A 26702-nucleotide genomic window follows, 5' to 3' on the forward strand; every position below is an offset into this window, starting at 1 on the left:
ATTGCGCTGGGGTTATTGCCGGTGAATCAGCGCAAAGCCAACAGTGTTACAGGCTCCGGGACGCTACGATGTTAAACGAGAAATTTGTCCACTTGCGCGTTCATTCCGAGTACTCCTTGGTGGATGGCCTGGTGCGGGTTAAGGACCTGTGTAAGCACACCGCGACAATGGGGATGCCGGCGGTTGCGTTGACCGATATCTGTAATTTCTACGCGCTCATCAAATTTCAGAAAGCCGCGCAAGGCAACGGAATCAAGCCCATTTACGGTAGCGACCTTTGGGTGCGTGACGACAACGATCCCGAGCAAATTAGCACGCTGTGTCTGCTGGTGCAGAATGAAACGGGCTACCGGAACTTAACCGAGTTAATTTCCCGGGCCTATCTGGAGGGGCAGTGGCAGGGTAAGCCCTACGTCTATCGCAGTTGGATAGAGGAAGCCAATGATGGCTTGATTGCGCTGTCGGCGGGTCGCGACGGGGATGTGGGCCAGCTATTGGTAAACAATAAGCTGGAGTTGGCGCGCCAGCGGCTCGATCGCTGGTTGTCGGTATTTGGTGATCGCTATTACCTCGAACTGCAGCGCACCGGGCGTGCCAATGAAGACGACTATATCCATGCCGCTGTTCAGCTTGCGGCCCAGGCGGGGTGCGCGGTAGTTGCCACCAATGATGTGCGCTTTATTCGCAGTGATGAGTTCGAAGCTCATGAGGCGCGGGTGTGTATTCGCGATAGCCGAGTGCTGGACGACCCGCGCCGTCCCCGCAATTACAGCGATGAGCAGTACCTGCGCAGCGCGGAGGAAATGCTTGAGCTGTTTTCCGACATTCCCGAGGCACTGGAGAATAGTGTTGAAATTGCCAGGCGTTGCAACCTGACCGTTAAGCTCGGCACCTACTACCTTCCGGAGTACCCAATTCCGGAGGGAATGACCCAGGAGCAGTTCTTCCGCGAGCTTTGTCACAAGGGCCTCGATGAACGCTTGGATTTCTTGTTTGATCGCAGTGCTGAGGGCTTTGCGGAAACAGAGAAGGAATACCGCGACAGGCTGGATTTCGAGCTCGATATCATCCTCCAGATGGGCTTCCCGGGTTACTTCCTGATCGTGATGGACTTCATCCAGTGGGCCAAAGACTATGATATCCCCGTTGGTCCAGGGCGGGGCTCCGGGGCGGGCTCGTTGGTTGCCTACGCGCTAAAAATCACCGACCTCGATCCCATTGAGTACGACCTGCTGTTCGAGCGCTTCCTAAACCCCGAGCGGGTTTCCATGCCCGACTTTGACGTTGACTTCTGCATGGAAGGCCGCGACCGGGTTATCAGTTATGTTGCCGACAATTATGGCCGCGATGCGGTTAGTCAGATCATCACCTTTGGCACCATGGCGGCGAAGGCGGTTGTTCGCGATGTGGCGCGGGTGCAGGGCAAGTCCTACGGCCTGGCTGACAAGCTTTCTAAATTGATTCCCTTTGAAGTGGGAATGACGCTGGCAAAAGCGTTGGAGCAAGAGCCGGCCCTCAAGGAGTTTTTAGACAGCGACGAGCAAGCCCAGGAAATCTGGGATATGGCGGTACAGCTGGAAGGGGTCGTGCGCGGTGTTGGTAAACACGCGGGCGGCGTGGTGATTGCACCGAGTAAACTCACCGAGTTTGCGCCACTGTACTGCGATGAGAGCGGCGGCGGGCTGGTAACGCAATTCGACAAAAACGATGTTGAAGATGCCGGGCTGGTCAAGTTCGACTTCCTGGGGCTGCGAACCCTGACCATCATCGACTGGGCCTTGAAGATCATCAATGCTCAGCGCGACAAGATTGGCGAGCAGCCGCTGGATATCATGGCGATTCCGCTGGAGGATAAGAAGACCTTCGACTTGTTGAAGTCAGCGGAAACCACGGCGGTGTTCCAGCTGGAATCCCGAGGCATGAAGGAGCTGATTAAAAAGCTGCTACCGGACTGTTTCGAAGACATCATCGCACTGGTGGCATTGTTCCGGCCGGGGCCGCTGCAGTCGGGCATGGTTGATGACTTTATCAACCGTAAGCACGGCCGCGCCGAGCTGGCCTTCCCCCACCCGCAGTACCAGCACGAATGTTTGCAGCCAATCTTGCAGCCCACCTACGGCATCATCCTATACCAAGAGCAGGTTATGCAGATCGCACAGGAGATGGGCGGTTATACCCTGGGTGGCGCTGACTTGCTGCGGCGGGCAATGGGTAAGAAAAAGCCCGAAGAGATGGAAAAACAGCGGGGCTTGTTCCTTGCCGGTGCTGTCGAGAAGGGTTTTGATAAAGACTTGGCGTCGAATATTTTCGACCTCATGGAGAAGTTTGCGGGCTACGGCTTTAACAAGTCGCACTCCGCTGCCTACGCCTTGGTTTCCTATCAAACCGCGTGGCTGAAAACGCATTACCCAGCGCCCTTCATGGCGGCGGTGATGAGCTCGGAACTGGATAACACCGACAAAATCGTTATCTTCATCGAAGAATGCCGCGAGATGAAGCTGGACTATAAGCTGCCCTCGGTCAATGAGGGTGAGTATATGTTCACCGTCAATGATCGCGGCCAGATTGTCTATGGCCTTGGGGCAATCAAGGGGCTGGGCGAAGGCCCGGTGGAGAGCATTATTGCCGCGCGCAATAGCGGTGGTCCCTTTAAAAACCTGTTCGATTTCTGTGAGCGGACCGATCCCCGGAAAGTCAATAAGCGGGCGATTGAGGCGCTTATTCGCAGCGGCGCCTTCGACGACCTGGGCGAGGATCGAGCCGTACTGATGGCTGCCATGCCGGAGGCGGTGCAGGTCGCTGAGCAAGCGGCGCGCAATGTCGAGAGCGGTATGGTCGACCTGTTCGGCGACACCCTGTCGGTTGAGAATCGCGATGTCTACGCTGAGTTTCGCGACGCCAGGCGCTGGACGACCAAAGAGCGATTACAGGGCGAAAAAGATACCCTTGGGCTCTATGTTACCGGGCACCCGATTGATGACTACGAGGCGGAACTCAGGCGCTTCGTGCCGCGCCGCATCGTCGACCTGAATCCGGAAAAGCACCCGCAGACGGTTGCCGGTTTGGCGGTCAATATGCGCACCATGAAAAACAAACGCGGCGATACCATGGCGTTTTTGCTACTCGATGACCGCAGTGCTCGCATTGAGGTTGCCTTGTTCTCTGACGTGTACGAGGAGTGCCGCGAAAAACTTGTCAAAGATGCGGTGCTGGTAGTCGAAGGCGTGTGCAGTTTCGACGAATACAGCGGCGGAAAGAAAATGCGCGTGAAGTCACTGCGCAGCCTGGCAGAGGCGCGAGAGCACCACGCCAAGGAGCTGGAAATTGCATTGACTGCCGAGCACAGCAGCAGTGAACAATTGCAGCGGGTAAAGTCGGCCTTGAGTACGGTGCGCGGTGGCAGCTGTCCAGTGGTGATTCGCTATAGTCGGCCCGAAGGGGAGGGGCGGTTGCGGTTGGGGGCGGAATGGCGAATTCTGCCTCAGGAGGATATGTTAATCCGCTTGCGCGAAGACTGTGGAGCAAATAACGTGGTGATCAAATACGATTAACGTATAATCACCGCCATGAATGGTCCCATATTGAAAAATGATAAAATATGGGCGGACGTCAACAGAGCGAATAAAACAGAGCGATGAACCCGAATTATCTCGATTTTGAACAACCGATTGCCGAGCTGGAAGCCAAAATTGAAGAGCTTCAGTTGGTGGGTAACGACAACGATATCAATATTGGTGAAGAGATCGCCAAGCTGAAGGATAAGAGCAGCAAGCTGACAGAAAAGATTTTTTCTTCGCTGCGTCCTTGGGATGTCGTAAAGATCGCGCGTCACCCTATGCGCCCCTACACCCTAGACTACATCCGGCGCATTTTTACCGATTTCGACGAGCTGCATGGCGATCGCCATTTTGGTGATGATTCCGCCATTGTCGGAGGAATTGGCAAAATCGATGGCAAGCCGGTGATGGTGATCGGTCAAGAGAAGGGGCGCGGTGTCACTGAAAAGGTTAAGCGTAACTTTGGCATGCCAAAGCCAGAGGGGTACCGCAAGGCGCTTCGACTGATGGAGATGGCGGAGCGCTTTAAGCTGCCCATCGTTACGCTCATTGACACCCCGGGGGCGTATCCCGGTATCGACAGTGAAGAGCGCGGTATCTCCGAGGCCATAGCCCAGAATCTGGCGGTAATGTCGCGACTGAAAACGCCCATCATTTGTATCGTGATTGGTGAGGGCAGCTCGGGTGGTGCACTGGGTATCGGTGTGGGCGATCATATTGCCATGCTGCAATACTCTACCTATTTCGTGATCTCCCCTGAGGGCTGCGCCAATATTATTTGGAAGAGCACTGAGTTTGCGCCCGATGCCGCTGAAGCAATGGGTTTGACGTCTACGGTGTTGGAAGAACTCGGCATCGTTGATGCCACCATTCCCGAGCCCCAGGGCGGCGCGCATCGCGACATTGATGCCAGCGCCGAGCGGGTGAAAGAGCACATCCTGAAGCAGTTGGAGTCTTTGCAGGCGCTGCCGGAGTCTGAGTTGCTGGACATTCGCTACCAGCGTTTGATGTCATACGGCACCGTGTAGCGAGTGAGGCCGTCGTGTTATGACGGATCATTTCGACCTCGCCAGCGAGGTTCAGGCCGCCTTGGCTTTGCTCGAGCGGCCTGAGCGTTATTGGCTGGCTTACAGCGGTGGCCTGGATTCCCGGGTGCTGCTGGATATTATGCTGCGACTGCGAGAGCAGTGTCGCAACTTCCCCCCCGTTCACGTTGTGCACGTTAACCACGGCTTGCAAGATGCCGCTGATCAATGGGAGCAGCATTGTCGTGCGCTCTGTGATGCCCACGATATTCCCTTGCTCGTCCACCGGGTGGTGGTGAGTGAAGGCGGTGAGGGCCCGGAAGCCGCAGCCAGACGGGCTCGATACCATGCCTTTGAGTCGACATTGCAGCGCGGCGATGTGTTGTTACTTGCCCACCATCTTGATGACCAGGCTGAAACCGTGTTGCAACGCATGTTAAGGGGGGCAGGATTGCAGGGCGTGGCGGGAATACCCCGCCTGCGGCCGCTGGGTGCGGGGCGCTTGTTTCGCCCATTGTTGGCAGTTCCCCGAGAGCGTTTGTCAGTATTCGCGCAGCGGGAGGGGCTGGATTGGGATGAGGACCCCAGCAATGCCCAGGCGAGTTATGACCGCAACTACCTGCGTCATCACGTCATGCCTTTACTGGCGGCGCGCTGGCCAGCATACCGCCGCAGCTTTGCTCGCGTGGCTGAACACAGCGCGGACAGTGCAGCTCTGCTTGATGAGTACCTAGAGGCGGATCTTGGGGCGCTGATGGACGGTGCCGCACTGGATTTGTCGCGACTCTTACACGTTCCCGCCCACAAACAGCTGCCACTGCTTAATCATTTTTTACGCAGTCGCTGTCAGTTGCGCCTGGAGCAGGCGCAACTTCATATGTTTGCCGAGCAGTTTCTCGAATCCCGGGCGGATGCTCAACCGCAAGTCGTGCACGGCCAGTGGCGGTTTTATCGTCACCGGCAGCGTTTGTATGTTGAGCCCAAAGATGTCGCCGAACAGCCTCATCCTCAGGCTGTGCAATGGTCGCTGACGGAGCCCCTTCGCCTGCCGTATGGGGTGTTGTCTGCGCGTCGTGGCGGGGTATTTTTGCCTAGGGGTAAGGTGACTATTGAATTTCGCCGCGGTGGTGAGCGTTGTCAGCTTGCCGGTGAGGGGCATCATCGCTCGCTCAAAAAACTGCTCCAGCAGTGGGATTTGCCACCCCTGCAGCGCGCACGTTTGCCTCTTATCTACTGCGATGGGGTATTGGCGGCGGTTGCTGATCTGGCGGTGTGCGAGGGCTTTGCTGCGCCGAAGGGCGATGGCTGGCGAGTGTGTTGGCAGGATGTCGCCGGGCACTGACTCCCTGCTTCAGCCTCTGGTAGAATGCGCGGCTTGTAATCAAGGCGCCAACCATGACAGATACTCACTCTCTCGATAATGTCCGCATTGTGCTGGTCAATACTTCTCACCCCGGTAATATCGGTGCGGTTGCTCGCGCCATGAAAAATATGTGCCTGTCGCAGCTGTATCTGGTTGCGCCGCGCAAATTTCCCCACGATGAGGCAACTTGGCGGGCGGCGAGTGCCGGCGATATTCTCGACAATGCTGTCGTTTGTGAAACCCTCGATGAAGCGATTGCCGATTGTCATTTGGTCGTCGGTACCAGTGCCAGGGAGCGGACTGTGCCCTGGCCCTTGCTTAATCCGCGCCATTGCATGGAGGAGGTGTATCGCGAGGCCGGCGCCGGCCATCGCGTCGCGCTAATGTTTGGTCGCGAGGACAGGGGGCTGACTAATGAAGAGCTCCAGCGCTGCAATTTACATGTACACATCCCCTCTAACCCCGAATACAGCTCACTTAACCTGGGTATGGCCGTGCAGGTTATGGCGTATGAATTGCGCATGTTGCAGGTGGCTGGCGAGCTGGATGCGAATGCGATGGCCGAGTGGGATCAGCCGGTAGCCGAGGCTGAGGCACTGGAGCGTTATCTGGTGCACCTTGAGGAAACGCTCTACGACATCAATTTCCTGCGCGCTGAGGCACCCAAAAAGCTGATGCTTCGCCTCCGGCGCTTGTATCAGCGCACCCGCCTCGATGAGATGGAGGTCAATATTCTGCGCGGCATACTCACGTCTACCCAATACTGGGTGCGCAAAGCCAAAGAGCGTGGCGAGGATGGCGGGCAGGAAGGCTAGAAAGTGGAGTGCGCGGCCCCCAGGGGCTATAATGCGCCGCCGCCCCGTCGCGTTCCTGCGACATACCCGACTAAATTAATCGGGTAAATAGTTGATAGAAATACTCGGTTATTGCATAATCTCCCTACGGAGATTAGGTACGTTTATGCGATTAACGACGAAAGGACGATACGCAGTTACTGCGATGCTCGACTTGGCGCTATATGGCGACCGAGGCCCTATCAGTCTGGCTGATATTTCCAGTCGTCAGGATATTTCTTTGTCGTACCTTGAGCAGTTGTTTGCAAAGCTGCGGCGCCGGGAGTTGGTGCGGAGTATACGCGGCCCTGGCGGTGGTTATCGATTAAGTCGGCCAGGTGAAGAAATTTTTGTGGCCGAAATTATCGATGCCGTGGACGAGCGGGTCGATGCCACGGGCTGCTCGGGGCAGAGCGATTGTCAGGACGGCCACACCTGTTTAACGCATCACTTGTGGTCTGATTTAAGCGAGCAGATTCATCATTTTCTCAGTGATATCAGTCTAGCGAGCTTGGTACAGCGTAGAGATGTACAGGCGGTCTCGGCGCGGCAACGGCTGCGGGGCGAGTCCGAGCAAACGATCGTGCTGACCGCCATCGATTAAGCATTCAAACGCGCTGCGGCGCGAGGGGCGATACAGCGCCCCGATACGAGGAGAGAAATATGCAGTTGCCAATTTATCTGGATTATTCCGCAACCACGCCGGTAGACCCGCGTGTTGCTGAAAAGATGATGGCGTGCCTGACCACTGAAGGCGTGTTCGGCAATCCCGCGTCGCGATCTCACCTGTTTGGTTGGAAGGCGGAAGAAGCGGTGGAAAATGCGCGCCGCCAGGTGGCTGATCTGCTCAACGCTGACCCGCGAGAAATTGTTTGGACCTCGGGTGCGACTGAGTCCAATAATCTGGCGGTTAAAGGTGCGGCGCACTTCTACAGCAAGAAGGGCAAGCATATTATTACCTCGAAGATTGAGCACAAGGCGGTTCTTGACCCCTGTCGCCAGTTGGAGCGCGAAGGTTTTGATGTGACCTACCTGGACCCGAATGCCGATGGCATTATTACGCCAGAGGCCGTGGCAGAGGCGCTGCGCGACGACACCGTGCTCGTCAGCATCATGCACGCCAATAACGAAATCGGCACAATTAACGACATCGCGGCAATCGGCGAATTATGCCGTGAGCGCAAAATTGTCTTTCACGTCGATGCCGCGCAAACCGCGGGTAAACTGCCCATCGATTTGGCTGAAATGAAGGTCGATTTGCTGTCCATTTCGGCTCACAAACTATACGGCCCTAAGGGCATTGGTGTGCTTTACGTGCGCCGCAAGCCGCGTGTGCGCCTGGAAGCGCAGATGCACGGTGGTGGTCATGAGCGCGGTATGCGGTCTGGCACACTGCCGACCCACCAAATAGTGGGTATGGGTGAAGCGTGCGAAATTTGCCGCCAGGAAATGGAAAAGGATGCCGCGCACTCGCTGGCACTTCGCGAGCGCTTTTGGAATGGCCTCAAAGACATTGAGCAGGTTCATGTTAACGGCTCTATAGAGCAGCGCTTGCCGGGCAACCTCAACATTAGTTTGGCTTTTGTTGAAGGGGAGTCATTGATCATGTCGCTGAAAGACTTGGCGGTGTCATCGGGGTCAGCGTGTACCTCAGCCAGCTTGGAGCCCTCATATGTGCTCCGCGCGCTGGGTTTGAATGATGAGCTGGCGCACAGTTCGCTGCGGTTCTCGTTCGGTCGTTTCACCACCGACGAGGAAGTGGACTATGCCGTTGAACAGGTGCGCAAAGCGGTAGACAAATTGCGAGAGCTGTCTCCTCTTTGGGATATGTACAAAGACGGCGTTGATTTAGACAGCATTGAATGGGCTGCCCACTAAGGTAGCTCCGGAGGAGGACGACAAATGGCTTACAGTGAAAAAGTACTCGACCACTACGAAAACCCGCGTAACGTCGGTAAGTTTGATGATGCCAGTGATGAAATTGGCACCGGCATGGTGGGTGCGCCTGCCTGTGGTGATGTGATGCGTCTGCAGATCAAGGTCAACGACGAAGGCGTTATCGAAGATGCCAAGTTTAAGACCTACGGTTGTGGTTCGGCCATTGCCTCTAGTTCACTGCTTACCGAGTGGGTTAAAGGCAAAACGCTTGATGAAGCCGAGCACATTAAAAACACCGAGATCGCACAAGAGTTGGCGCTGCCGCCGGTGAAGATCCACTGCTCCGTGTTGGCGGAAGATGCAATTAAGGCTGCCATTACGGACTACCGCAAGAAGAAGGGTGCTTAAGTCGCATGGTGGCTGAAGCAATGAAAATATCGCTGACAGAGTCTGCCGCTGAGCACATAAAGCGGCAGCTTGCCGGCAGAGGGCGCGGCCTGGGAATTCGCTTGGGCGTGCGCACGTCAGGCTGTTCCGGTATGGCATACGTGCTTGAGTTCGTCGATGAAGTGCAGGCGGAAGACAAAGTATTCGAGGCCTTTGGCGCGTCGGTGTTTATTGACCCCAAAAGCTTGGTTTACCTCGACGGTACGGAGTTGGACTTCGTTAAAGAAGGGCTCAACGAGGGTTTGAAGTTTAATAATCCGAATGTGTCTGCAGAGTGCGGTTGCGGGGAAAGTTTTACCGTTTAACAGGCTTGTCGGCATCTGCTGGCGCGTTTCGGTTTATGCCGATCGCGCCTTTTGCGTATATGGGGCGGCGTTTTTTTTTGCCATGGGGTGAATTGTGAGTGAGGGCTCTCAACTGGATTTCTTTACTTTGCTGGGGTTGGAAAAGTCGTACGACATTGACCAGGCTGCGCTGACGGCAAGCTATCGGCAGTTGCAGCGCAGTGCTCACCCAGACCGTTTTGCCGGTGGTGACGAGCGCCAGCGCCTGTTGGCTGTGCAAAAGTCGGCGCAAATTAACGAAGCTTACGAAACGCTTCGCTCGGCAACCCGGCGGGCGGCCTATATGCTCAAACTGGCGGGACACGCCGTCGACACCAGTGCCACCACCTTTCAGGACCCTGAGTTTCTAATGCAACAAATGCAGCTTCGCGAGGAGTTGTCGGACTTGCATAGCGCGGAAGACCCGGAGCAGGCACTCGATCGTTTTTATGCCGATGTGGATAATGCCTTGAGGTCTCAACGGCAAGCGTTTCAGGGCTTCTATGAGCTTGGTGACTACGATGCAGCAAAGTCGAGTTATGCCAAGCTGCAATTTTTAGAAAAGCTGCGCTACGAAGCGGAACAAAAAGAAGGCGAGTTGCTGGATTTTTAGCTCCGTTCACAGCAGCAAATGGAAAGACAATATGGCGTTAATGCAAATTTCTGAGCCGGGACAGAGCCCTGAGCCCCATCAGCGCAAACTTGCGGTTGGTATCGATTTGGGGACGACGAATTCCCTTGTTGCCACCTTTCGAAACGGCAGCTTGCAAGTGTTGGCCGACGAGCAAGGGCGCGCACTGCTGCCATCCGTGGTTCACTACGCGGACAGTGGCAATGTGGTTGTAGGGGACGAGGCACAGTCGTTTGCGGCCGAAGACCCCAGCAATACGCTGGCGTCAGTGAAGCGTTTAATGGGGCGCAGCTACGCCGATGTCAGTGCCACCGAGCAGTTGTCGACGTATGAGTTGATCGATACTGAGGGAATGGTGAGCTTGAACACACGCGCGGGAGTGCGCTCGCCGGTGCAAGTGTCAGCAGAAATTCTCCGCGCGCTGGCTGAGCGCGCTCAGCAGAGTTTAGGTGGCGAGCTTCAGGGCGCTGTTATCACAGTGCCTGCGTATTTTGATGACGGTCAGCGCCAGGCAACCAAAGATGCGGCTAAGCTGGCTGGACTGAATGTGCTGCGCCTGCTTAACGAACCCACTGCAGCCGCAGTTGCCTATGGTCTGGATGAGAAAGAAGAGGGCGCCATTGCCGTTTTCGACCTGGGTGGTGGCACCTTCGATATTTCTGTGTTGCAGATGAGTAAAGGCGTCTTTGAAGTGCTTTCCACGGGGGGCGATTCTGCCTTGGGCGGTGACGACTTTGATCAGGTTATTGCTGCCTGGGCAATGGAGCAGGCCGGCGAGTCGAACCTCGATGCGCGCCAGCGCCGCCAATTACTCGATGCCTGCCGCGCCGCCAAAGAATGCTTGACCAGCGCAGAGACGGCAGAATTGCGTGTTGCTGAGCAGACGCTGTCATTAGCGCGAGAGCAATTCAATGCGCTGGTGGATCCCTTAATTGATCGCGCTATCCGCGCCTGCAAACGAGCCTTGCGTGATGCCAAGCTAAGCAGTGACGATATTCTTAACGTGGTGATGGTCGGTGGCTCGACGCGGGTGCCGCGTGTGCGCGAACGTGTCGCCCAGTGGTTTGGCCGTGAGCCGTTGGTCGACCTTGACCCGGACAAGGTGGTAGCGCTGGGAGCGGCCTCGCAGGCCGACCAGCTGGTCGGTAATCGCAGCGGCGACGAAACCCTGCTTCTCGATGTCATTCCCCTGTCCTTAGGTATTGAAACCATGGGCGGCTTGACCGAAAAGGTGATTCATCGCAACACCACTATCCCGGTGGCGATGGCCCAGGAATTTACCACCTTTAAAGATGGTCAAACGGCCATGGCCATTCACGTGGTGCAGGGCGAACGAGAGCTGGTCGACGACTGCCGATCACTGGCGCGCTTCGAGCTTGGTGGTATTCCGCCGATGGTCGCCGGCGCCGCGCGGATACTGGTGACTTTCCAGGTTGATGCCGATGGTTTGTTGCAAGTGTCAGCCCGAGAAGAAACCACTGGCGTAGAGAGCCAGATTCAAGTTAAGCCTTCTTACGGGCTCAGTGACACCGATATCGCCGATATGTTGACGGCGTCGTTCGATGCCGCTGGTGAAGACAAAGAAGCGCGTGCGCTTCGCGAGCAACAGGTCGAAGCAGAGGCGCTGTTGCAGTCGCTGTCTGCGGCACTGCTGGCCGACGGCGAGGCCTTGCTCAGTGAAGAAGAGCAGCGCGAGCTGCTGGCCAAGATGGAACAGCTCCATAATGAAAAAGCCAGTGGTAGTGCGGCGAGTATCGCCCGCCAAATAGAAATCGTAGGTGCTGCGAGTGAAACCTTCGCGGAGCGCCGTATGGACGCGAGTATCAAAAAAGCCCTCGCCGGACGGCGAGTAGACGAACTGTAAGGAGCGCATCATGCCGCGCATAGTTGTATTGCCAAACGAGACGCTTTGTCCAGAAGGTGAGGTGCTGGAAGTTGCCAGCGGCGAGACCATCTGCGACGCCATGCTAGCCAATGGTATCGACATTGAACACGCTTGCGAGAAGTCCTGTGCCTGCACGACCTGCCACGTTGTCGTTCGCGAAGGGTTTGAGTCTCTCGATGAGGCCGACGAGCTTGAAGAAGATATGCTGGATAAAGCCTGGGGGCTGGAGCCGGAGTCTCGGCTCAGCTGCCAAGCGGTCGTAACGGATAAAGACCTCGTGGTTGAAATACCGCGTTACACCATCAATATGGTGTCGGAACGCCATTAGATTTTATGCGTCGCAAGTGGAGTAAATCATGGGCATAAAATGGACGGATGTACTGGATATCGGCATTGAACTTGCTGAAAAGCACCCTGATATTGACCCAACATACATTAACTTTGTGGATCTGCACCGCCTGGTTGTGGAGCTAGATGAGTTCGATGATGACCCCAAGCGCAGTGGCGAGAAAGTGCTGGAGGCGATTCAAGCTGCGTGGCTGGACGAGCGCGACTAGCCCTCGGTAATTGTGCCTGAGCCCAGCGCAGCGACTGCGTACCTATTTGGGGCGAATACGCGTATAATTCCGTCGATTTTTCGGGGGCTTGCCCCAATTTTTGAACTTTAAGCTGGAGATACTCAAATGGGCGTTGAACGCACCCTTTCCATTGTAAAACCCGATGCAGTTGCCAAAAACGTTGTCGGTGAGATTTACAGCCGCTTTGAAAAAGCGGGCCTGCAAATCATCGCGGCAAAAATGCTGCGCTTGAGCCGCGAGCAAGCCGAAGGCTTCTACGCTGAGCACAAAGGGCGTCCATTCTTTCCCGCTCTGGTTGACTTCATGACCTCTGGTCCTGTCACTGTACAGGTGCTTGAAGGTGAAGGCGCAATTTTGAAAAACCGCGAGCTGATGGGGGCAACAAACCCGAAGGAAGCGGAAGCAGGCACCATTCGCGCTGATTTCGCCGAGTCTATCGATGCCAATGCAGTACACGGCTCTGACTCTGAGCAGTCTGCGGCGCGTGAAATTGCTTACTTCTTTGCCACTAGCGAGCTCTGCGAGCGCGCATAAGAGGGGTGGGGCATGGAAGTGCAAGAGGCAGTCACTCAACATACTGAGCGGGTAAACCTGCTTGGAATGACGCGCTCAAAAATGGAGGCTTGGTTGGTCTCCATTGGCGAGAAGCCCTTCCGTGCCCAGCAAATCCTGAAGTGGATTCACCACTCCGGTGTTGACGATTTCGAGCAAATGAGCAACCTCGGTAAGGCGCTGCGTGCCAAACTGGGCGAGCTTGCCGAGATTCGTCCGCCAAAAGTGGTGCGCCAGCTCGACTCAAAGGACGGCACGCGAAAGTGGGCAATTGAAGTCGGCGGCAATAATTTAGTTGAAACGGTGTTTATTCCCGACGGCCAGCGCGGCACGTTGTGCGTGTCATCTCAGGTCGGCTGCAGCCTCGATTGCAGTTTTTGTTCGACGGGTAAACAGGGTTTCCAGCGGGATCTCACCGCCTCAGAGATTCTCGGCCAGGTGTGGTTGGCAATCAAATCCTACGATGCCTTTGGCCCCGGTAAGAATCGCGTCGTCACCAATGTGGTGATGATGGGCATGGGCGAGCCCCTGCTGAATTTTGAAAATGTGGTCGATGCCACCAACCTGATGATGGACGACTTCGGTTACGGTTTGTCCAAGCGCCGGGTTACGCTCAGCACATCGGGTGTGGTGCCGATGCTGGATAAGCTGGGCGACGTATCGGAGGTGTCACTGGCGGTGTCACTTCACGCTCCTAATGACGCGCTTCGCAATGAGTTGGTACCGATCAACCGCCGCTACCCGATAGCAGAATTGTTGGCGGCATGTCGTCGTTACCTCGATAAGCAGCCAGACAAACATCGTGTGGTCACCGTAGAATACACGCTTATTGCAGGGGTGAACGACAGCATGGATCAGGCAAGAGAGCTTGCTCAGGTCTTGCGTGATTTACCCTGTAAGGTCAATCTTATCCCCTTTAACCCTTTTTCTCTGTCAGACTATCAGCGTCCCTCCAAGTCGGCGGTATCGCGATTTTGGCAGGTGATGACCGACGCCGGTTACGTGACGACTGTGAGAACGACGCGTGGCGACGATATTGACGCCGCCTGCGGCCAGCTAGCCGGTCAGGTGCAAGACCGCACTCGTCGCGCCGAGCGTCATCGTCGAAAAGCGGAAGAAACACAAATCATTCGGGTGATGTAAAGGGGGCACAGGTGCCAGCAGGACCGAAAAAGTACCCATTAATCGTGGTGAGCTGTGCGTTGGCGGCGTTACTGTCTGCGTGTGTAACGACTCACAAGGGCGGCTTCGCCGAGAAAGCCGACGAGCAGAAAGCTTACGAGACCTCACTTCAGCTCGCGAAAAGCTATATCGCCCAAGGCAATTGGGAGCAGGCAAAGCGCCACCTTCAATACGTTGAAGCGAGCAACCCTCATAACGCCGAAACCATGGAAGCTCTCGCTCTGGTATACCAGAATACTGGAGAGCTTGAGATGGCAGAGAGGTATTACCGGCGCGCAGTGGCTGAAGCGCCTAAGTCGATGCGCATTCGCAACAATTTTGCGGCGTTTTTGTACCAGCAAGAGCAGTATCGCGAGGCCGCTGAAAATCTCGAAATTGTTACCGCTGAACTACTTTACGAACGTCGTTTAGAAGCCTTTATCAACCTTGGGCGCTGCTACTTGAAGTTGGAGGAATTGCCCAAGGCTGAAGCCGCCTTCAAGCGCGCGCTCCTAATGCAGAGCAGCAATGCGCAAGTTTTGCTGTCGATGGCTGAAGTGGCCTATCGCCAGAAAAAATACCCGGAATCTCAGCGCTTTTACGATGCCTTTCGTGAGCAGGGCGTTCGCCCCTCAGCGGCGTCGCTGTGGCTGGGAATTCGCCTGGCGCAGATTTTTGACGACCGCGATGCCTATGCGAGCAATGTACTGGCGTTAAAAAATCTTTACCCTAAATCAGAAGAATATCTGCTGTATAAAGCCTCGCTAAACTCGGTGGGGCAGTAAGGGCTATGGGCCAGGGTTTAAACGATAATTATACCGCGCCTCCCGGGTCCGTGTTGCTCGATGCACGGCTGAGCGCCGGCAAAAGTGTTGACGAGGTGGCCGAGGCACTGAACCTGTTGAAGACGCACGTTGAGGCGCTGGAAAGTAACGACTACTCCCGTTTTAACTCGCCGATGTTTGCCCGGGGATATATACGCAGCTACGCGCGTTACTTTGGGTTGGACGAAGCCCCCCTGCTCAACGACTGCGAGCGTATTTGCCGTCGCGATGAAGAGCAGGCCGCCAAAAAGCGCCCGCAGGGGCAAACTCGTGCGCCGGGTCAGGCAAAGTTACTGTTTGCCCTGCTGGGAACGCTGCTGTTTTGGGGGCTGAGCGTGCTGCTCTTCAATAGTCAAAAACAGCCGGAAATACAGCTCAGCTTGATTGAGGAGCGCTATGCGCCACTGGTAGAGTTGCGCGCAAGGCCATCGCTGGGTGAGTCGCTGCTGCAACTTCCGGACAGCGGCACGGCCCTGCGAGTCCCGCCCGAACTATTGCATGATGTCAGCATGACACTGCTCGCCGACGAAACGGTCTGGGTGGAAGTGCGCGATGCTAACAACGTTATGCAGTTCAGCGGCAATATCGACGCCGGGCAAAAGCAGGAATTCGAACTCCAAGGGCCAGTGCAAATCGCCATTGCGTATTGGCCGGCACTGGACATTACCTATAACCAGCAGGCTGTTGACCTCAATGGCTTGGCAGAAAGCAACGCCGTGCGTGTGCAGATTGGTGAATTATGAAGATGGAATCACCCATTAAACGCCGCAAGTCTCGCCAGATATTTATCGGCGATGTCGCCGTGGGCGGCGACGCACCGATTTCGGTGCAGAGTATGACGAATACCGACACCTGCGATGTCGATGCGACGGTGGCGCAAATTCGACGTCTGGAAGAAGCCTGTGCAGATATCGTGCGGGTTTCGGTGCCGAGCATGGACGCCGCAGAAGCTTTCAAAAAGATCCGCGAGCAAGTCAATGTGCCGCTGGTGGCCGATATTCACTTCGATCACAAAATTGCATTGAAGGTCGCGGAATACGGCGTGGATTGCCTGCGAATCAACCCGGGCAATATCGGCAGGGAAGATCGCGTGCGCGCCGTTATCGACGCGGCAAAAGCGCGCAATATACCCATTCGTATTGGCGTGAATGCCGGGTCATTGGAAAAAGAGCTGCAGCGCAAGTATGGCGAGCCGACCCCCGAGGCATTGGTTGAGTCGGCGATGCGCCACATCGACATTCTCGATCGCCTCGACTTTCAAGACTACAAGCTGAGTGTGAAGGCCTCCGATGTCTTTATGGCGGTGGCGGCCTATCGGCAAATTGCCAGTCAAATTGAACAGCCTCTGCACCTGGGTATTACCGAGGCCGGTGGCCTGCGCGGTGGTACCGTCAAGTCTGCCGTGGGCCTTGGCATGCTATTAATGGATGGCATCGGCGACACGATTCGTGTGTCGCTGGCTGCTGACCCGGTAGAGGAAGTAAAAGTTGGTTACGAAATCCTCAAGAGCCTGAAGCTGCGCACCAAGGGCATCAATTTCATCGCGTGTCCGAGTTGCTCCCGCCAAAACTTTGATGTTATTGGCACCATGAACGAACTTGAATCGCGCTTGGAAGATGTCACCACGCCTCTCGATGTTGCCGTGATCGGCTGTATTGTTAACGGCCCTGGTGAAGCGAAAGAAGCGGAAATTGGCCTGACTGGCGGTACGCCCAATAACCTGGTGTACGTTAACGGCCAGAAAGACCACAAAGTGCAAAACCCCGAGTTGGTGGATCATCTTGAAAAGCTGATCCGCGAAAAAGTGGCTCTCAAAGAACAACAAGACAAGGACCTGATCGCCCGCAGCTAAGCATCGGGTGCAGTGGTAATAGGTAAACACTTGGCTAGAATTCAATCGATCCGCGGGATGAATGACATCCTCCCCGAGGACTCGCCGTTATGGCAGTACCTGGAGTCCACAGTGGCGGCGCTGTTGGCGCGCTACGGCTACCGGGAAATTCGCTTCCCGATTTTGGAGCAAACTGAGCTTTTTAAGCGCTCTATCGGCGAGGTTACTGATATCGTCGAGAAGGAGATGTATACCTTCGAAGACCGCAACGGCGATAGTCTGACCTTGCGCCCGGAAGGCACCGCAAGCTGTGTTCGCGCCTGCGACCAAAACGGCTTGCTGCACAATCAAGTTCAGCGGCTGTGGTATGCCGGGCCGATGTTTCGTCACGAGCGCCCACAGAAGGGGCGCTTGCGTCAATTTCATCAGATTGGTGTCGAAACCTTTGGCTTAAATGGCCCCGACATAGATGCTGAGCTGATTTTGCTCAGCGCACGCCTGTGGCAGCAGTTGGGAATCAGCGATGCCCTGACGCTGGAATTAAACAGCATTGGCAACAGCGAGTCCCGCGGCCGCTATCGTCAGGCCTTGGTGGATTATCTCAGCCAGTATAAAGACCAGTTAGACGCTGACAGCCAGCGTCGTTTGGACACAAACCCGATGCGGATTCTCGACAGTAAAGTGCCCGAAACTCAGGCCTTGCTGAGCGATGCGCCGTTACTGTCTGACTATTTAGACGATGCCTCCAAGGCACACTTCGATGGCCTTTGTGCGCGCTTGGACGCGGCCGGCCTGGGCTACACCCTTAACCCGAAACTGGTAAGGGGGCTGGATTACTATGGCCTCACAGTGTTTGAATGGACGACGACGGCGCTGGGGGCTCAAGGAACGGTTTGCGCCGGCGGACGCTACGATGGCCTGGTGCAACAATTGGGCGGCAAAGCGACTCCGGCGGTGGGCTTTGCAATGGGTTTGGAGCGGCTGTGTCTGCTGCTGGAAACCCTGGAGGCCCTGCCGGAATCAAAACCCCTCGCTGATGTCTATATCATCGCCAATGGTGAAGCCTGCGAAGTTCGCGCTCTGAGCCTGGCGGAGTCTCTGCGAGACGCGCTGCCTGCGGTGAAGGTCGTGCTTAATTGTGGTGGTGGCAGCTTTAAAAGCCAGTTTAAGAAAGCCGATAAAAGCGGCGCTGCCGTTGCCGTTGTGCTTGGTGAAGACGAGCTGGCCAACGAGCAGGTAACGGTCAAGGTCTTGCGCGGTGAACCGAACCAGCAACAATTGGCTATCAGCGACCTGGCTGAACATATTAAAACAACGCTGTCGTAAGACAGCTGAAGGCTTGAGGAAGAACGTGGAAACCTACCGTACAGAAGAAGAACAAGTAGAAGCTATCAAGCATTGGTGGCGCGAAAACGGCAAGTCTACCGTGCTGGGCGTGGCCATTGCGCTGAGCTTGGTATTTGGCTGGCGCGGCTGGAATAACTATCAGGCTGACCGCGCCGCCGAGGCCTCGGTGCTGTATGAGAATCTGCTGCAGGCCGATGCCGCCGTGCAAAGTAACGGCAGCAAGCGCGAAACTGCTGAGCACTTGGCGAATACGCTCAAAGACGGGTTTGCAGGCCATAGCTATGCCCAATACGCGGCGCTTATCCAGGCGAAATATGCTGTCAATGACGGTGATTACGACGCGGCAGAAGCCGAGCTGAACTGGGTGTTGGCGCAGGGGCCTGATGCGGCGATAAAGGCGCAAACGCAGTTGCGCTTGGCTCGCGTCCAATTTGCCAAGGGCGAACTCGATGCCGCACTGGCGATTGCTGAGGGGCTGAAAGACGGCAGTGCTGCTGTACAGGCCCTGGAACTGCAGGGCGACGTGATGCGTGCGCAGGGCGACAAGGCTGCTGCACTTGAGGTGTACCGCCAGGCTGACGCTATTAATCGTCAACAGGAAAATCCGCTGAACAATCCGCTGTTAAAAATGAAAATTAACAGCTTGGCCGCCGAACAAGGCGCTGACAAAAATACCACGGCTCAAAACTAGGAATGGCTATGTCACTGTTGCGCCCACTCGTATTCATTCTGCTAGGTAGTGTGCTGGCGGCGTGTTCCTCGACCCCGAAAAGCAGCGACCCCGCGCCGCTGACAAGCTTTGAAGAGCAAAAACGACTCAAGAAAGTTTGGTCTTACTCTCTGGGAGACGGGCAAGGGGAGTCCTACTACCGTATTGCACCAGCTATCGATGGCGATGAAATTTTCATTGCCTCGGCAGATGGTGGTGTCGCGGCCTTGAATAAAAAGACCGGCAAAAAACTTTGGAAGGAATACCACGAGCTGAACATCTCCGGTGGCGTGGGTGTTGCTTCGACGCAGTTATATGTGGGAACTGCCGATGGTGAAGTGGTCGCGCTGGACCGCCTCAGTGGCGACGAGCTGTGGCGCACGGCGGTCAGTGGTGAGGTACTTGGCGCACCGGCAGGCAATGGCAGCGTTGTTGTGGTGCAAACCTACAGCGGCTTGGTACATGGCCTTAATGCCGAGTCGGGAGAGCGTCTGTGGACCTATACCTCCCAGGTTCCTCGCCTTACGATGCGCGGCACCAGCAGCCCGGTGATTGTTCGCGGTGTTGCCTTGGTGGGCTTGGCCAATGGCCGTATTATTGCTCTGGACGCCGATACTGGCACCGTGCGTTGGGAACAGCGCGTAGCGGTCGCACAGGGCAGTACTGAAATCGATCGTCTGGTCGACGTCGACGGCCGCTTGCTGTTGATTGAAAACGAGCAAATAGTGGTCGTTAACGGTTATCAGGGCAAAGTGATCGCCATTGATACTGCCAGCGGTCGGCCATTGTGGGCAAAAGACAATTCCAGCTACGTGGGCGCGGCCGAAGCACTCGGTAACATCTACGTGGTTGATGCCGAAGGCGGTGTCAGCGCGATTGCGGAAGGTGGCCAGAGCATTGTTTGGACGCAAACCGTATTGGCGCGTCGGCGCTTAACAGAGCCGGCGGCGTTAAGCGGTGTTGTTGCGGTTGGCGACTTTGACGGCTACTTGCACCTGCTGGGGCAATTAGATGGCCAGCTTATTGGCCGCACGCGGGTAGACAGCGACGGCTTGCGAGCGCCCATGGCGGTGGATGGAAAACTGCTTTATGTCTACGGCAACAGCGGTAAATTGGTAGCGTATAAAGTTACCGATCGATAGTTGATTGGCTGACGCGGTGTATATTCAGGTAAGAGAAGTATGGTTCCGGTAATCGCCTTAGTCGGCCGCCCCAATGTGGGCAAATCTACATTGTTTAACCGCTTAACCAAGAGCCGCGATGCCTTGGTGGCGAACTTTCCCGGGCTGACCCGCGACCGCAAATACGGCGATGCCATTCTCGGCGATCGCCATTTCATCGTTATTGATACCGGTGGTATTAATGGTGATGAGGAGGGCATTGATGAAGCGATGGCGCAGCAGTCATTGCAGGCCATTGATGAAGCGGATGCGGTGCTGCTGATGCTGGATTCGCGTGCCGGCTTGATGCCTGCTGACCAGGGACTGGTCAACCACCTGCGTGGCTGCTCGAAGCCGGTATTTTTCGTTGCCAATAAGGTGGATGGCGCCGACCCCAATGTTGCCATGGCGGAGTTTTACCAAACTGGCGCCTCGACGATTTATCCTCTAACTGCGACGCACGGCAAAGGTGTGCGCAAGCTGATCGACGATGTTCTCGCCCTGTTTCCCGAAGCTGATGAAGCCGCCGAAAGAGAAAAGGCCACCGGTAAAAAAATAGCGGTAGTCGGCCGACCAAATGTCGGTAAGTCCACCCTGGTTAACCGCATGCTCGGCGAAGACCGCGTTGTCGTCTACGATCAGCCGGGTACCACCCGCGACAGTGTGTACATCAATTATGAGCGCGACGGGGAGCCCTATACCCTGATCGACACCGCAGGCGTGCGCAAGCGCCGCCACATTAACGAAGCGGTAGAAAAGTTTTCAATTGTTAAGACCCTTAAGGCCATCGATGACGCCAATGTGGTGATTTTGGTGATGGACGGTCGCGAGAATATCGTCGATCAGGATCTTCACCTGTTGGGGCAAGTTGTCGACGCCGGACGAGCGGTAGTGGTGGCGATCAACAAATGGGATGGTCTGACCAGCGATCAGAAAAATCGCATCAAGACGGAGTTGGACCGCCGCCTGCAATTCATTGATTTTGCTGAAGTGCATTTCATTTCTGCGCTGCATGGTACGGGTGTAGGGCATTTGTATGAGTCGATAGAAAAGGCCTACCGCTCTGCAACCCAGGATCTGCAAACCCGCCGTTTGACGATGATCCTGGAAGGGGCGGTCTACGACCATGCGCCGCCGATGATCAATGGCCGCAGAATCAAGCTGCGCTATGCCCACCCCGGTGGTCACAACCCGCCGATAGTGGTGATTCACGGCAATCAAACCAGCAAGGTGCCCAATAGCTATACGCGCTACCTGGAGAAGGTTTTCCGCCGTGAGCTGAATATGGTGGGCACGCCTATCCGCATTGAGTACAAAACGTCCGATAACCCCTACGAGGGCAAAAAGAATCAGCTTAGCAAGCGCCAAATAGACCGTAAGCGTCGTTTGGTCAGCTTTGTTAAGAAGAAAGAAAACAAGAAAAAACGCGGGCGTTAACGCGCCAATCGTCCGTGAAAAGCGTTGTGACTATGTCTTTACCTACTACGCCTGCCAATGCCGATATGGATACGCCCGAGCGTATTCGTGAGTTTGTCGAGGCGTTTTACGAGCGTTTACTGGCCGATGAGCGCTTGGCACCCATTTTTATCGATGTCGCCAACATCGATATTCGCGAGCATTTTCCGCGGATCCAGGCTTACTGGGAGAAACTGCTGCTGGGCGGTGATAATTACCAGCGCCACACCATGAATATTCACCGTGCGCTTCACGCCAAGCAAACCCTATCGCCTGCCGATTTTGAAACTTGGCTGAGCTACTTCGAGCAAACCGCGGATAGTCATTTTGCCGGGCCCAAAACTGAGCGGGCCAAAATGATCGCCAAGCGTATCGCCACCAATATGGAGCAAGCCCTCTCGTCCTGAAGGGCGCCCAGTGTTAATGGCTAAGCATGGTGCCTGCCAGCGCCAGGCAAAATCCCATAACTGCCCCGAGTGGCGGTGCCCAGTGTTTGTCTAGCCGCGACTGCGGTGCAATATCCTGAAAAATCAGGTACAAAATCCCGCCTGAAGCGAACAGCATAATCCCACCTAAGATGCCTGGAGCATCGCCCAGGAACAGATAACCGAGTAGGCCTGCGATCGGCCCCAGTGGCACAAAGGCATACATTATTCTCAAACTTCGGCGCGCGTTGGCGCTAATTTGATTGAGCTCGCGGTAGGCGTTAAAGCCCTCGGGCAGGTTTTGCAATCCTATCAGCAGCGCCATCAGTGCAGCCGTCGGTGACCCCTTCGCCATTAGCCCGCCCAGGGCGATCGCTTCAGGGATATAGTCGAGCATCATCCCCATTAATTGTGGTGATTCCCGTCGCCGCAAGCCCATCGCTCTCTCAATGGCGAAAAAGCACAGGCCACCCAGCACAATGGTGGTGATGGCCAGAGCTGGTATGTCCATACCTTTCAGGCCCTCTGGCACTAAAACCAAGCTAACCGCGCCCAGTAAAATGCCGCCACCAAAGGCGATAACGAAGTGGCGGAATTCGTTCTCTAGCCAATCCGAGCCGAGGTGTTCAATGCGTGCCAACAGGCCGCCTATGGGAATGGCGAGGCCGGCCAGCCCAGCGTAGAGCATGATTTGCAGGATGTCAGACACTTATTCAGGCTCGCTCTGCTCAGTATCCGGGGTGGGCTGGCGCAGGATATAGATACTGACTAGCGCGGCGATGCTGCACAACACGGCGCTTACCCAGGGGATTCGCACGATCAAAAAGGCGCTGCTTAACATCATTATCCACAGCACGGTGATTATCAGCGCCTTTATCTTTTTGGGAATGCCTTGCCCCTCAATGTAATAGCGAATGTATACACCGAACCAGGGGTGCTCAGTTAGCCAGTGATAGAACTTGGGCGAGCTGCGAAGAAAGCAGGCGGCGCTGAGAATCAAAAAAGGCGATGTCGGTACCACGGGCAGCAATAAACCGATCATTCCTAATACAAATGACAGCCAGCCTATAGCGATCAGGCTATAGCGTATGACGGGATTGCGGTGCTCGTAGGGTGACTTCATGTTGAGTGGCGGATGACCTCTGGGTTTGTTGTCTGTGGCATTTTAGCGCGCTGATCGTTTTTGTCAGCATAGTGATCAGCTGCGACATTGTCTGGTTTACGCCTCACAGAGATACTCCTTCGGCAAGCCAAATCTGGGCCTGCTATTGCACTACCGGCCACAAGGCCTATGTAGCTGCAGTGCAGGGTACATTACCAAGGAGAGACGAGATGTCTTCATCGGCTGAAATTTTAAGTCAGGCCTTTACATTGGGGTATACCTATACCCGTTCAACCGGCCCTATTGTGGGCCAGTTTCTCACAGCGTTGCGCGACCGGAAAATGGTCGGTATCAAAGGCAGCGACGGCAAGGTTCTTATGCCGCCGGTCGAATTTGATCCAGTGAGTGCGCAAGCGCTGAGCGAGTTTGTGGATGTTGCCGATTGCGGCGTTGTGCAAACGTGGAGTTGGGTCAGTGAGCCGCGTAAGGCGCACCCCAGCGACAAACCCTTTGCCTGGGCGTTGATTAAGCTCGATGGCGCTGATACGCCCATGCTTCATTGGGTGGATGCCGGTGATGCGGCGCAGATGTCTACGGGTATGCGTGTAAAAGCTCGCTGGGCAGAGAAAACCCAGGGCTTAATCTCCGATATCAATGGCTTTGTCCCCGAGGCGACAACGCTGAGTGAAGACTACCAAACAAATGAGGCAGAAGAGCCTATCACGGGTATCGACTCTCCCAGCTACCTGACCTACAACTTCACTGCAGGTGGCGCGACTGCACGTTATCTGGCTGAGCTCAAGAAAGGTAAGCTGGTAGGGCAGCGCTGTCCCTCCTGTGAAAACGTGTATATTCCTCCACGCGGTAGCTGTGCTGCCTGTGGTGTGGCGACAACCGACGAAGTTGAATTAACCAATAAGGCTACCGTCGAATCGTTCACTATCGTGTATATCCCCATTCCCAACAACCCGATCAAGCCGCCCTACGTGATTGCAAATCTGGTGCTCGACGGCGCCAATATCAGCTTCCTGCACCTGCTTAGTGAGTGTAAGAACGAAGATGTGCGTATTGGTATGCGGGTTGAAGCCGTGTGGAAGCCCGAAGAAGAGTGGGGCTATGCCATGGAAAATATCCAGTACTTCAAGCCCATCGACGAGCCCGATGTTCCGGTGGAAGAAATTGGCAAATTGAAAAAAGGGGGCCGTTAAGATGCGCGATGTAGCTATTGTAGCCTTTGCCCAGTCTGATTGTGTACGCGATGCCGGCGCGCGCAACGAAGTTGAGCTGATCATGCCGGTCTTGCAGGAAGTCTACAAGCAGACGGGTATTAACAGTGCTCAGGATGTTGACTTCACTTGCTCTGGTAGTTGCGACTACCAGCAGGGCGCAGCCTTCGCATTTGTGGCGGGTGTTGACGCGCTGGGTGCCGTGCCACCCATTAAGGAGTCTCACGTTGAGATGGACGCCGCGTGGGCGCTCTATGAGTCTTGGCTAAAAATTCAAATGGGCCAGGCCGAGTCGGCGCTGATTTACGGCTTTGGTAAGTCGTCGCCAGGCGAATTGCCGATCGTACTCTCTCAACAGCTCGACCCCTATTACTTGGCGCCGCTTTGGGTGGACACCATTGCCTTTGCTGCCATGCAGGCGCGGGTGATGCTGGAGCAGGGTTTGATTACTGAAGCCGAGATGGCTGAGGTCGTTGCGCGCTCACGCCAAAACGCGAGCAACAATCCCCACGCTCAGCTTAAGGGTGATGTCAGTGTTGATGAGCTGCTCGCCGAGCCCGAATATGAATCTCCACTGCGTCGTCACGATTGCTGCCCAATCTCTGATGGTGCCTGTGCAATGATTATCTGCACGGTCGAGAAGGCTAAAGAATGGGGTAAGCCCTATGCTGTGATTAAGGGGATTGATCACCGCATCGAGACCCACCACATCGGCTCGCGCGATCTAACGCAATCAATCTCTACCAAACAAGCGGCTGAGGCGGCTGGCGTCGCGCAAGGGCCGGTGGATATTGCCGAGTTGTATGCGCCGTTCAGCCACCAGGAAATCATCCTGCGCCGGGCGCTGAATTTATCCGATGACACCAAGGTAAACCCGTCGGGCGGCGTGTTGGCGGGCAATGTGATGATGGCCTCTGGCCTGTCGCGCATCGGTGAAGTGGCCATGCGATTAATCAACGGTGAAGGCAAGCGCGGCGTGGCACACGCAACGTCGGGGCCGTGTCTGCAACAAAACCTGGTAACTGTACTGGAGGCCCAATAATGGCTCAATTAGCTGCTGTGGTCGGCGTCGGTCAGACCAAATACAAAACAAAGCGCGGCGACGTATCGATCGCGGGCTTGGTTCGCGAAGCGGCGCAGAATGCGCTCAATGATGCCCAGCTAACCTGGGATGACATCGATGCTGTGATCCTCGGCAAGGCGCCGGACATGTTCGAGGGCGTGATCATGCCCGAGCTGTATCTCACTGATGCACTGGGTTGTAACGGCAAGCCAATGCTGCGCGTGCACACCGCCGGCTCGGTCGGGGGCTCCACGGCTATCGTGGCGGCATCCTATGTGCAGAGCGGCGTGTTCAAACGCATTCTCACGGTGTCCTTTGAGAAGCAATCCGAGTCCAACGCCATGTGGGCGTTGTCCAATCCACAACCGTTTTCGCCACACTTGAATGCGGGTGCTGGCGGTTATTTTGCGCCGATCATTCGCGAGTATATGCGTCGCTCCAATGCCCCCTATGATGCGGGGATTAAAGTCGCGGTGAAAGATCGCCTGCACGGTGCCAAAAACCCGCTGGCACACCTGCAGCTGCCAGAAATTACAATGAAAGAGGTCGAAGACAGCCCCATGCTGTGGGAGCCACTGCGCTTTCTTGAGGCCTGCCCGTCGTCTGATGGCGCTTGCGCGATGGTTATTGCCAACGAAGATCTCGCTGAGCAGTCACCGGGTAAGCCCGCGTGGATTCGCGGCGCGGCAATGCGCTCCGAGCCAACTATGTACGCGGGTCGTGAGCAGGTTAACCCGCAAGCGGGCCGCGATTGTGCGAAGGATGTGTACAAGCAAGCGGGCATCGATAACCCTCGCAAGGACCTGGATTGCGCCGAAGTCTACGTGCCGTTTTCTTGGTATGAGCCCATGTGGCTGGAGAACCTCGGTTTCGCCGAAGAAGGTAAGGGTTGGGAGCTCACCATGAGTGGTGCCACTTCCCTGCTGGAAGGCGGCGATATTCCCTGGAACTGCTCCGGCGGTGTTCTGTCGTCGAACCCGATTGGTGCCTCGGGCATGATCCGCTTTGCCGAAGCTGCGCAGCAGGTTCGCGGTGAAGCGGGAGACCATCAGGTGGACGGTGCCAAGACGGCATTGGGTCACGCCTACGGTGGCGGCGCCCAGTTCTACTCAATGTGGGTAGTGAGCAGCGAAAAGCATTAACAAATGGTCATCAGCCATCCCCCTCAACTCGTCCCTTGGGAGGATGGCTGGGTGAGAATGGCCTTGTTACTGTGTTGGGCTAAACGCCGTTCTGGCCTGCCCGGCGATACGGTTGCGATACATCGCTGCGAGTGATCGCAGACATAACAATTAAACAAATTGACGCCGCCATCGAGGCGGCGTTG

General features: G+C 55.7%; 27 protein-coding genes. 25 read left to right on the forward strand and 2 right to left on the reverse strand.

The annotated features are described in order from the left end of the window. The first annotated feature begins 68 nt into the window (after window positions 1–68). The 22 genes from dnaE to H573_RS0106970 all read left to right on the forward strand — a co-directional run bounded on the left by dnaE (window position 69) and on the right by H573_RS0106970 (window position 21966). Entirely contained in the window at window positions 69–3551 is a 3483-nt protein-coding gene (gene dnaE / locus H573_RS0106865; RefSeq protein ID WP_027873622.1) for a DNA polymerase III subunit alpha, read from the forward strand. 83 nt (window positions 3552–3634) lie between these two features. Continuing rightward, window positions 3635–4585 (forward strand): acetyl-CoA carboxylase carboxyl transferase subunit alpha, encoded by a 951-nt coding sequence (gene accA, locus H573_RS0106870; RefSeq protein WP_027873623.1) that lies wholly within the window; start codon window positions 3635–3637, stop codon window positions 4583–4585. A 19-nt stretch (window positions 4586–4604) separates the two neighbouring features. Further along, window positions 4605–5924, forward strand: a complete 1320-nt coding sequence (tilS, locus tag H573_RS17335; RefSeq protein ID WP_051171073.1) for a tRNA lysidine(34) synthetase TilS — start codon at window positions 4605–4607, stop codon at window positions 5922–5924. 53 nt (window positions 5925–5977) lie between these two features. Next, on the forward strand, window positions 5978–6760 hold the full coding sequence (gene trmJ, locus H573_RS0106880; RefSeq protein ID WP_036255995.1) for a tRNA (cytosine(32)/uridine(32)-2'-O)-methyltransferase TrmJ: 783 nt from the start codon (window positions 5978–5980) through the stop codon (window positions 6758–6760). Window positions 6761–6905: 145 nt separating this feature from the next. Beyond that, window positions 6906–7382: a Fe-S cluster assembly transcriptional regulator IscR gene (gene iscR / locus H573_RS0106885; protein ID WP_027873625.1), complete on the forward strand. Its 477-nt coding sequence runs from the start codon at window positions 6906–6908 to the stop codon at window positions 7380–7382. Window positions 7383–7441: 59 nt separating this feature from the next. Then, window positions 7442–8656, forward strand: coding sequence for an IscS subfamily cysteine desulfurase (locus H573_RS0106890; RefSeq protein WP_027873626.1), 1215 nt, complete (start codon window positions 7442–7444; stop codon window positions 8654–8656). Between the two features lie 24 nt (window positions 8657–8680). Further along, a complete protein-coding gene (gene iscU / locus H573_RS0106895) occupies window positions 8681–9064 on the forward strand; it encodes a Fe-S cluster assembly scaffold IscU (protein ID WP_027873627.1) in 384 nt (127 codons plus the stop codon). Between the two features lie 20 nt (window positions 9065–9084). Continuing rightward, window positions 9085–9408: an iron-sulfur cluster assembly protein IscA gene (gene iscA, locus H573_RS0106900; RefSeq protein ID WP_027873628.1), complete on the forward strand. Its 324-nt coding sequence runs from the start codon at window positions 9085–9087 to the stop codon at window positions 9406–9408. A gap of 94 nt (window positions 9409–9502) precedes the next feature. After that, window positions 9503–10039, forward strand: a complete 537-nt coding sequence (gene hscB, locus H573_RS0106905) for a Fe-S protein assembly co-chaperone HscB (RefSeq protein WP_051171074.1) — start codon at window positions 9503–9505, stop codon at window positions 10037–10039. A gap of 31 nt (window positions 10040–10070) precedes the next feature. Then, the gene (hscA, locus tag H573_RS0106910; RefSeq protein WP_027873630.1) at window positions 10071–11921 is read left to right on the forward strand and encodes a Fe-S protein assembly chaperone HscA; all 1851 of its coding nucleotides are present in this window, start codon (window positions 10071–10073) and stop codon (window positions 11919–11921) included. Between the two features lie 10 nt (window positions 11922–11931). Further along, window positions 11932–12270, forward strand: a complete 339-nt coding sequence (gene fdx / locus H573_RS0106915) for an ISC system 2Fe-2S type ferredoxin (protein ID WP_027873631.1) — start codon at window positions 11932–11934, stop codon at window positions 12268–12270. Window positions 12271–12298: 28 nt separating this feature from the next. Then, window positions 12299–12499 (forward strand): Fe-S cluster assembly protein IscX, encoded by a 201-nt coding sequence (gene iscX / locus H573_RS0106920; RefSeq protein WP_027873632.1) that lies wholly within the window; start codon window positions 12299–12301, stop codon window positions 12497–12499. Window positions 12500–12625: 126 nt separating this feature from the next. Next, window positions 12626–13054, forward strand: coding sequence for a nucleoside-diphosphate kinase (gene ndk, locus H573_RS0106925; protein WP_027873633.1), 429 nt, complete (start codon window positions 12626–12628; stop codon window positions 13052–13054). A gap of 12 nt (window positions 13055–13066) precedes the next feature. Next, window positions 13067–14215 (forward strand): dual-specificity RNA methyltransferase RlmN, encoded by a 1149-nt coding sequence (gene rlmN, locus H573_RS0106930; RefSeq protein ID WP_027873634.1) that lies wholly within the window; start codon window positions 13067–13069, stop codon window positions 14213–14215. An 11-nt stretch (window positions 14216–14226) separates the two neighbouring features. Next, on the forward strand, window positions 14227–15018 hold the full coding sequence (pilW, locus tag H573_RS0106935) for a type IV pilus biogenesis/stability protein PilW (protein ID WP_027873635.1): 792 nt from the start codon (window positions 14227–14229) through the stop codon (window positions 15016–15018). A gap of 5 nt (window positions 15019–15023) precedes the next feature. Beyond that, window positions 15024–15800 carry a helix-turn-helix domain-containing protein gene (locus H573_RS0106940; RefSeq protein WP_027873636.1) on the forward strand — a complete coding sequence of 259 codons (777 nt, stop codon included), beginning with the start codon at window positions 15024–15026 and terminating at the stop codon, window positions 15798–15800. After that, entirely contained in the window at window positions 15797–16909 is a 1113-nt protein-coding gene (gene ispG, locus H573_RS0106945; RefSeq protein ID WP_027873637.1) for a flavodoxin-dependent (E)-4-hydroxy-3-methylbut-2-enyl-diphosphate synthase, read from the forward strand. The genes H573_RS0106940 and ispG overlap by 4 nt, the downstream gene beginning before the upstream one ends. 30 nt (window positions 16910–16939) lie before the next feature. Beyond that, a complete protein-coding gene (gene hisS, locus H573_RS0106950; protein ID WP_084497978.1) occupies window positions 16940–18214 on the forward strand; it encodes a histidine--tRNA ligase in 1275 nt (424 codons plus the stop codon). Between the two features lie 25 nt (window positions 18215–18239). Next, window positions 18240–18926, forward strand: coding sequence for a YfgM family protein (locus H573_RS17340; RefSeq protein WP_036255998.1), 687 nt, complete (start codon window positions 18240–18242; stop codon window positions 18924–18926). An 8-nt stretch (window positions 18927–18934) separates the two neighbouring features. Next, window positions 18935–20086, forward strand: coding sequence for an outer membrane protein assembly factor BamB (gene bamB, locus H573_RS0106960; protein WP_036256075.1), 1152 nt, complete (start codon window positions 18935–18937; stop codon window positions 20084–20086). 39 nt (window positions 20087–20125) lie between these two features. Next, window positions 20126–21541, forward strand: coding sequence for a ribosome biogenesis GTPase Der (gene der, locus H573_RS0106965; protein ID WP_027873640.1), 1416 nt, complete (start codon window positions 20126–20128; stop codon window positions 21539–21541). Window positions 21542–21573: 32 nt separating this feature from the next. Further along, complete coding sequence (locus H573_RS0106970) at window positions 21574–21966, forward strand: group III truncated hemoglobin (protein WP_027873641.1); 393 nt, start codon at window positions 21574–21576, stop codon at window positions 21964–21966. Window positions 21967–21979: 13 nt separating this feature from the next. Here H573_RS0106970 and H573_RS0106975 read toward each other — a convergent pair whose 3' ends face one another. Beyond that, window positions 21980–22693 (reverse strand): ZIP family metal transporter, encoded by a 714-nt coding sequence (locus H573_RS0106975; protein ID WP_027873642.1) that lies wholly within the window; start codon window positions 22691–22693, stop codon window positions 21980–21982. Then, window positions 22694–23107 carry a YbaN family protein gene (locus H573_RS0106980; protein ID WP_027873643.1) on the reverse strand — a complete coding sequence of 138 codons (414 nt, stop codon included), beginning with the start codon at window positions 23105–23107 and terminating at the stop codon, window positions 22694–22696. It abuts the gene before it with no gap. Between the two features lie 209 nt (window positions 23108–23316). Between H573_RS0106980 and H573_RS19730 the strand changes: the two genes are divergently transcribed. Genes H573_RS19730 through H573_RS0106995 form a run of 3 tightly spaced genes read left to right on the forward strand, consistent with a single transcriptional unit; the run spans window position 23317 to window position 26517 of the window. Continuing rightward, a complete protein-coding gene (locus H573_RS19730) occupies window positions 23317–24294 on the forward strand; it encodes a Zn-ribbon domain-containing OB-fold protein (protein ID WP_051171075.1) in 978 nt (325 codons plus the stop codon). A 1-nt stretch (window position 24295) separates the two neighbouring features. Continuing rightward, a complete protein-coding gene (locus tag H573_RS0106990; protein ID WP_027873645.1) occupies window positions 24296–25354 on the forward strand; it encodes a thiolase domain-containing protein in 1059 nt (352 codons plus the stop codon). Next, entirely contained in the window at window positions 25354–26517 is a 1164-nt protein-coding gene (locus H573_RS0106995; protein ID WP_027873646.1) for a thiolase domain-containing protein, read from the forward strand. The genes H573_RS0106990 and H573_RS0106995 overlap by 1 nt, the downstream gene beginning before the upstream one ends. Window positions 26518–26702: the final 185 nt, after the last annotated feature.

It is taken from the genome of Neomelitea salexigens DSM 19753, from assembly GCF_000422345.1.
In the GTDB taxonomy this organism is placed as follows: Bacteria; Pseudomonadota; Gammaproteobacteria; order Pseudomonadales; family Spongiibacteraceae; genus Spongiibacter; species Spongiibacter marinus_A.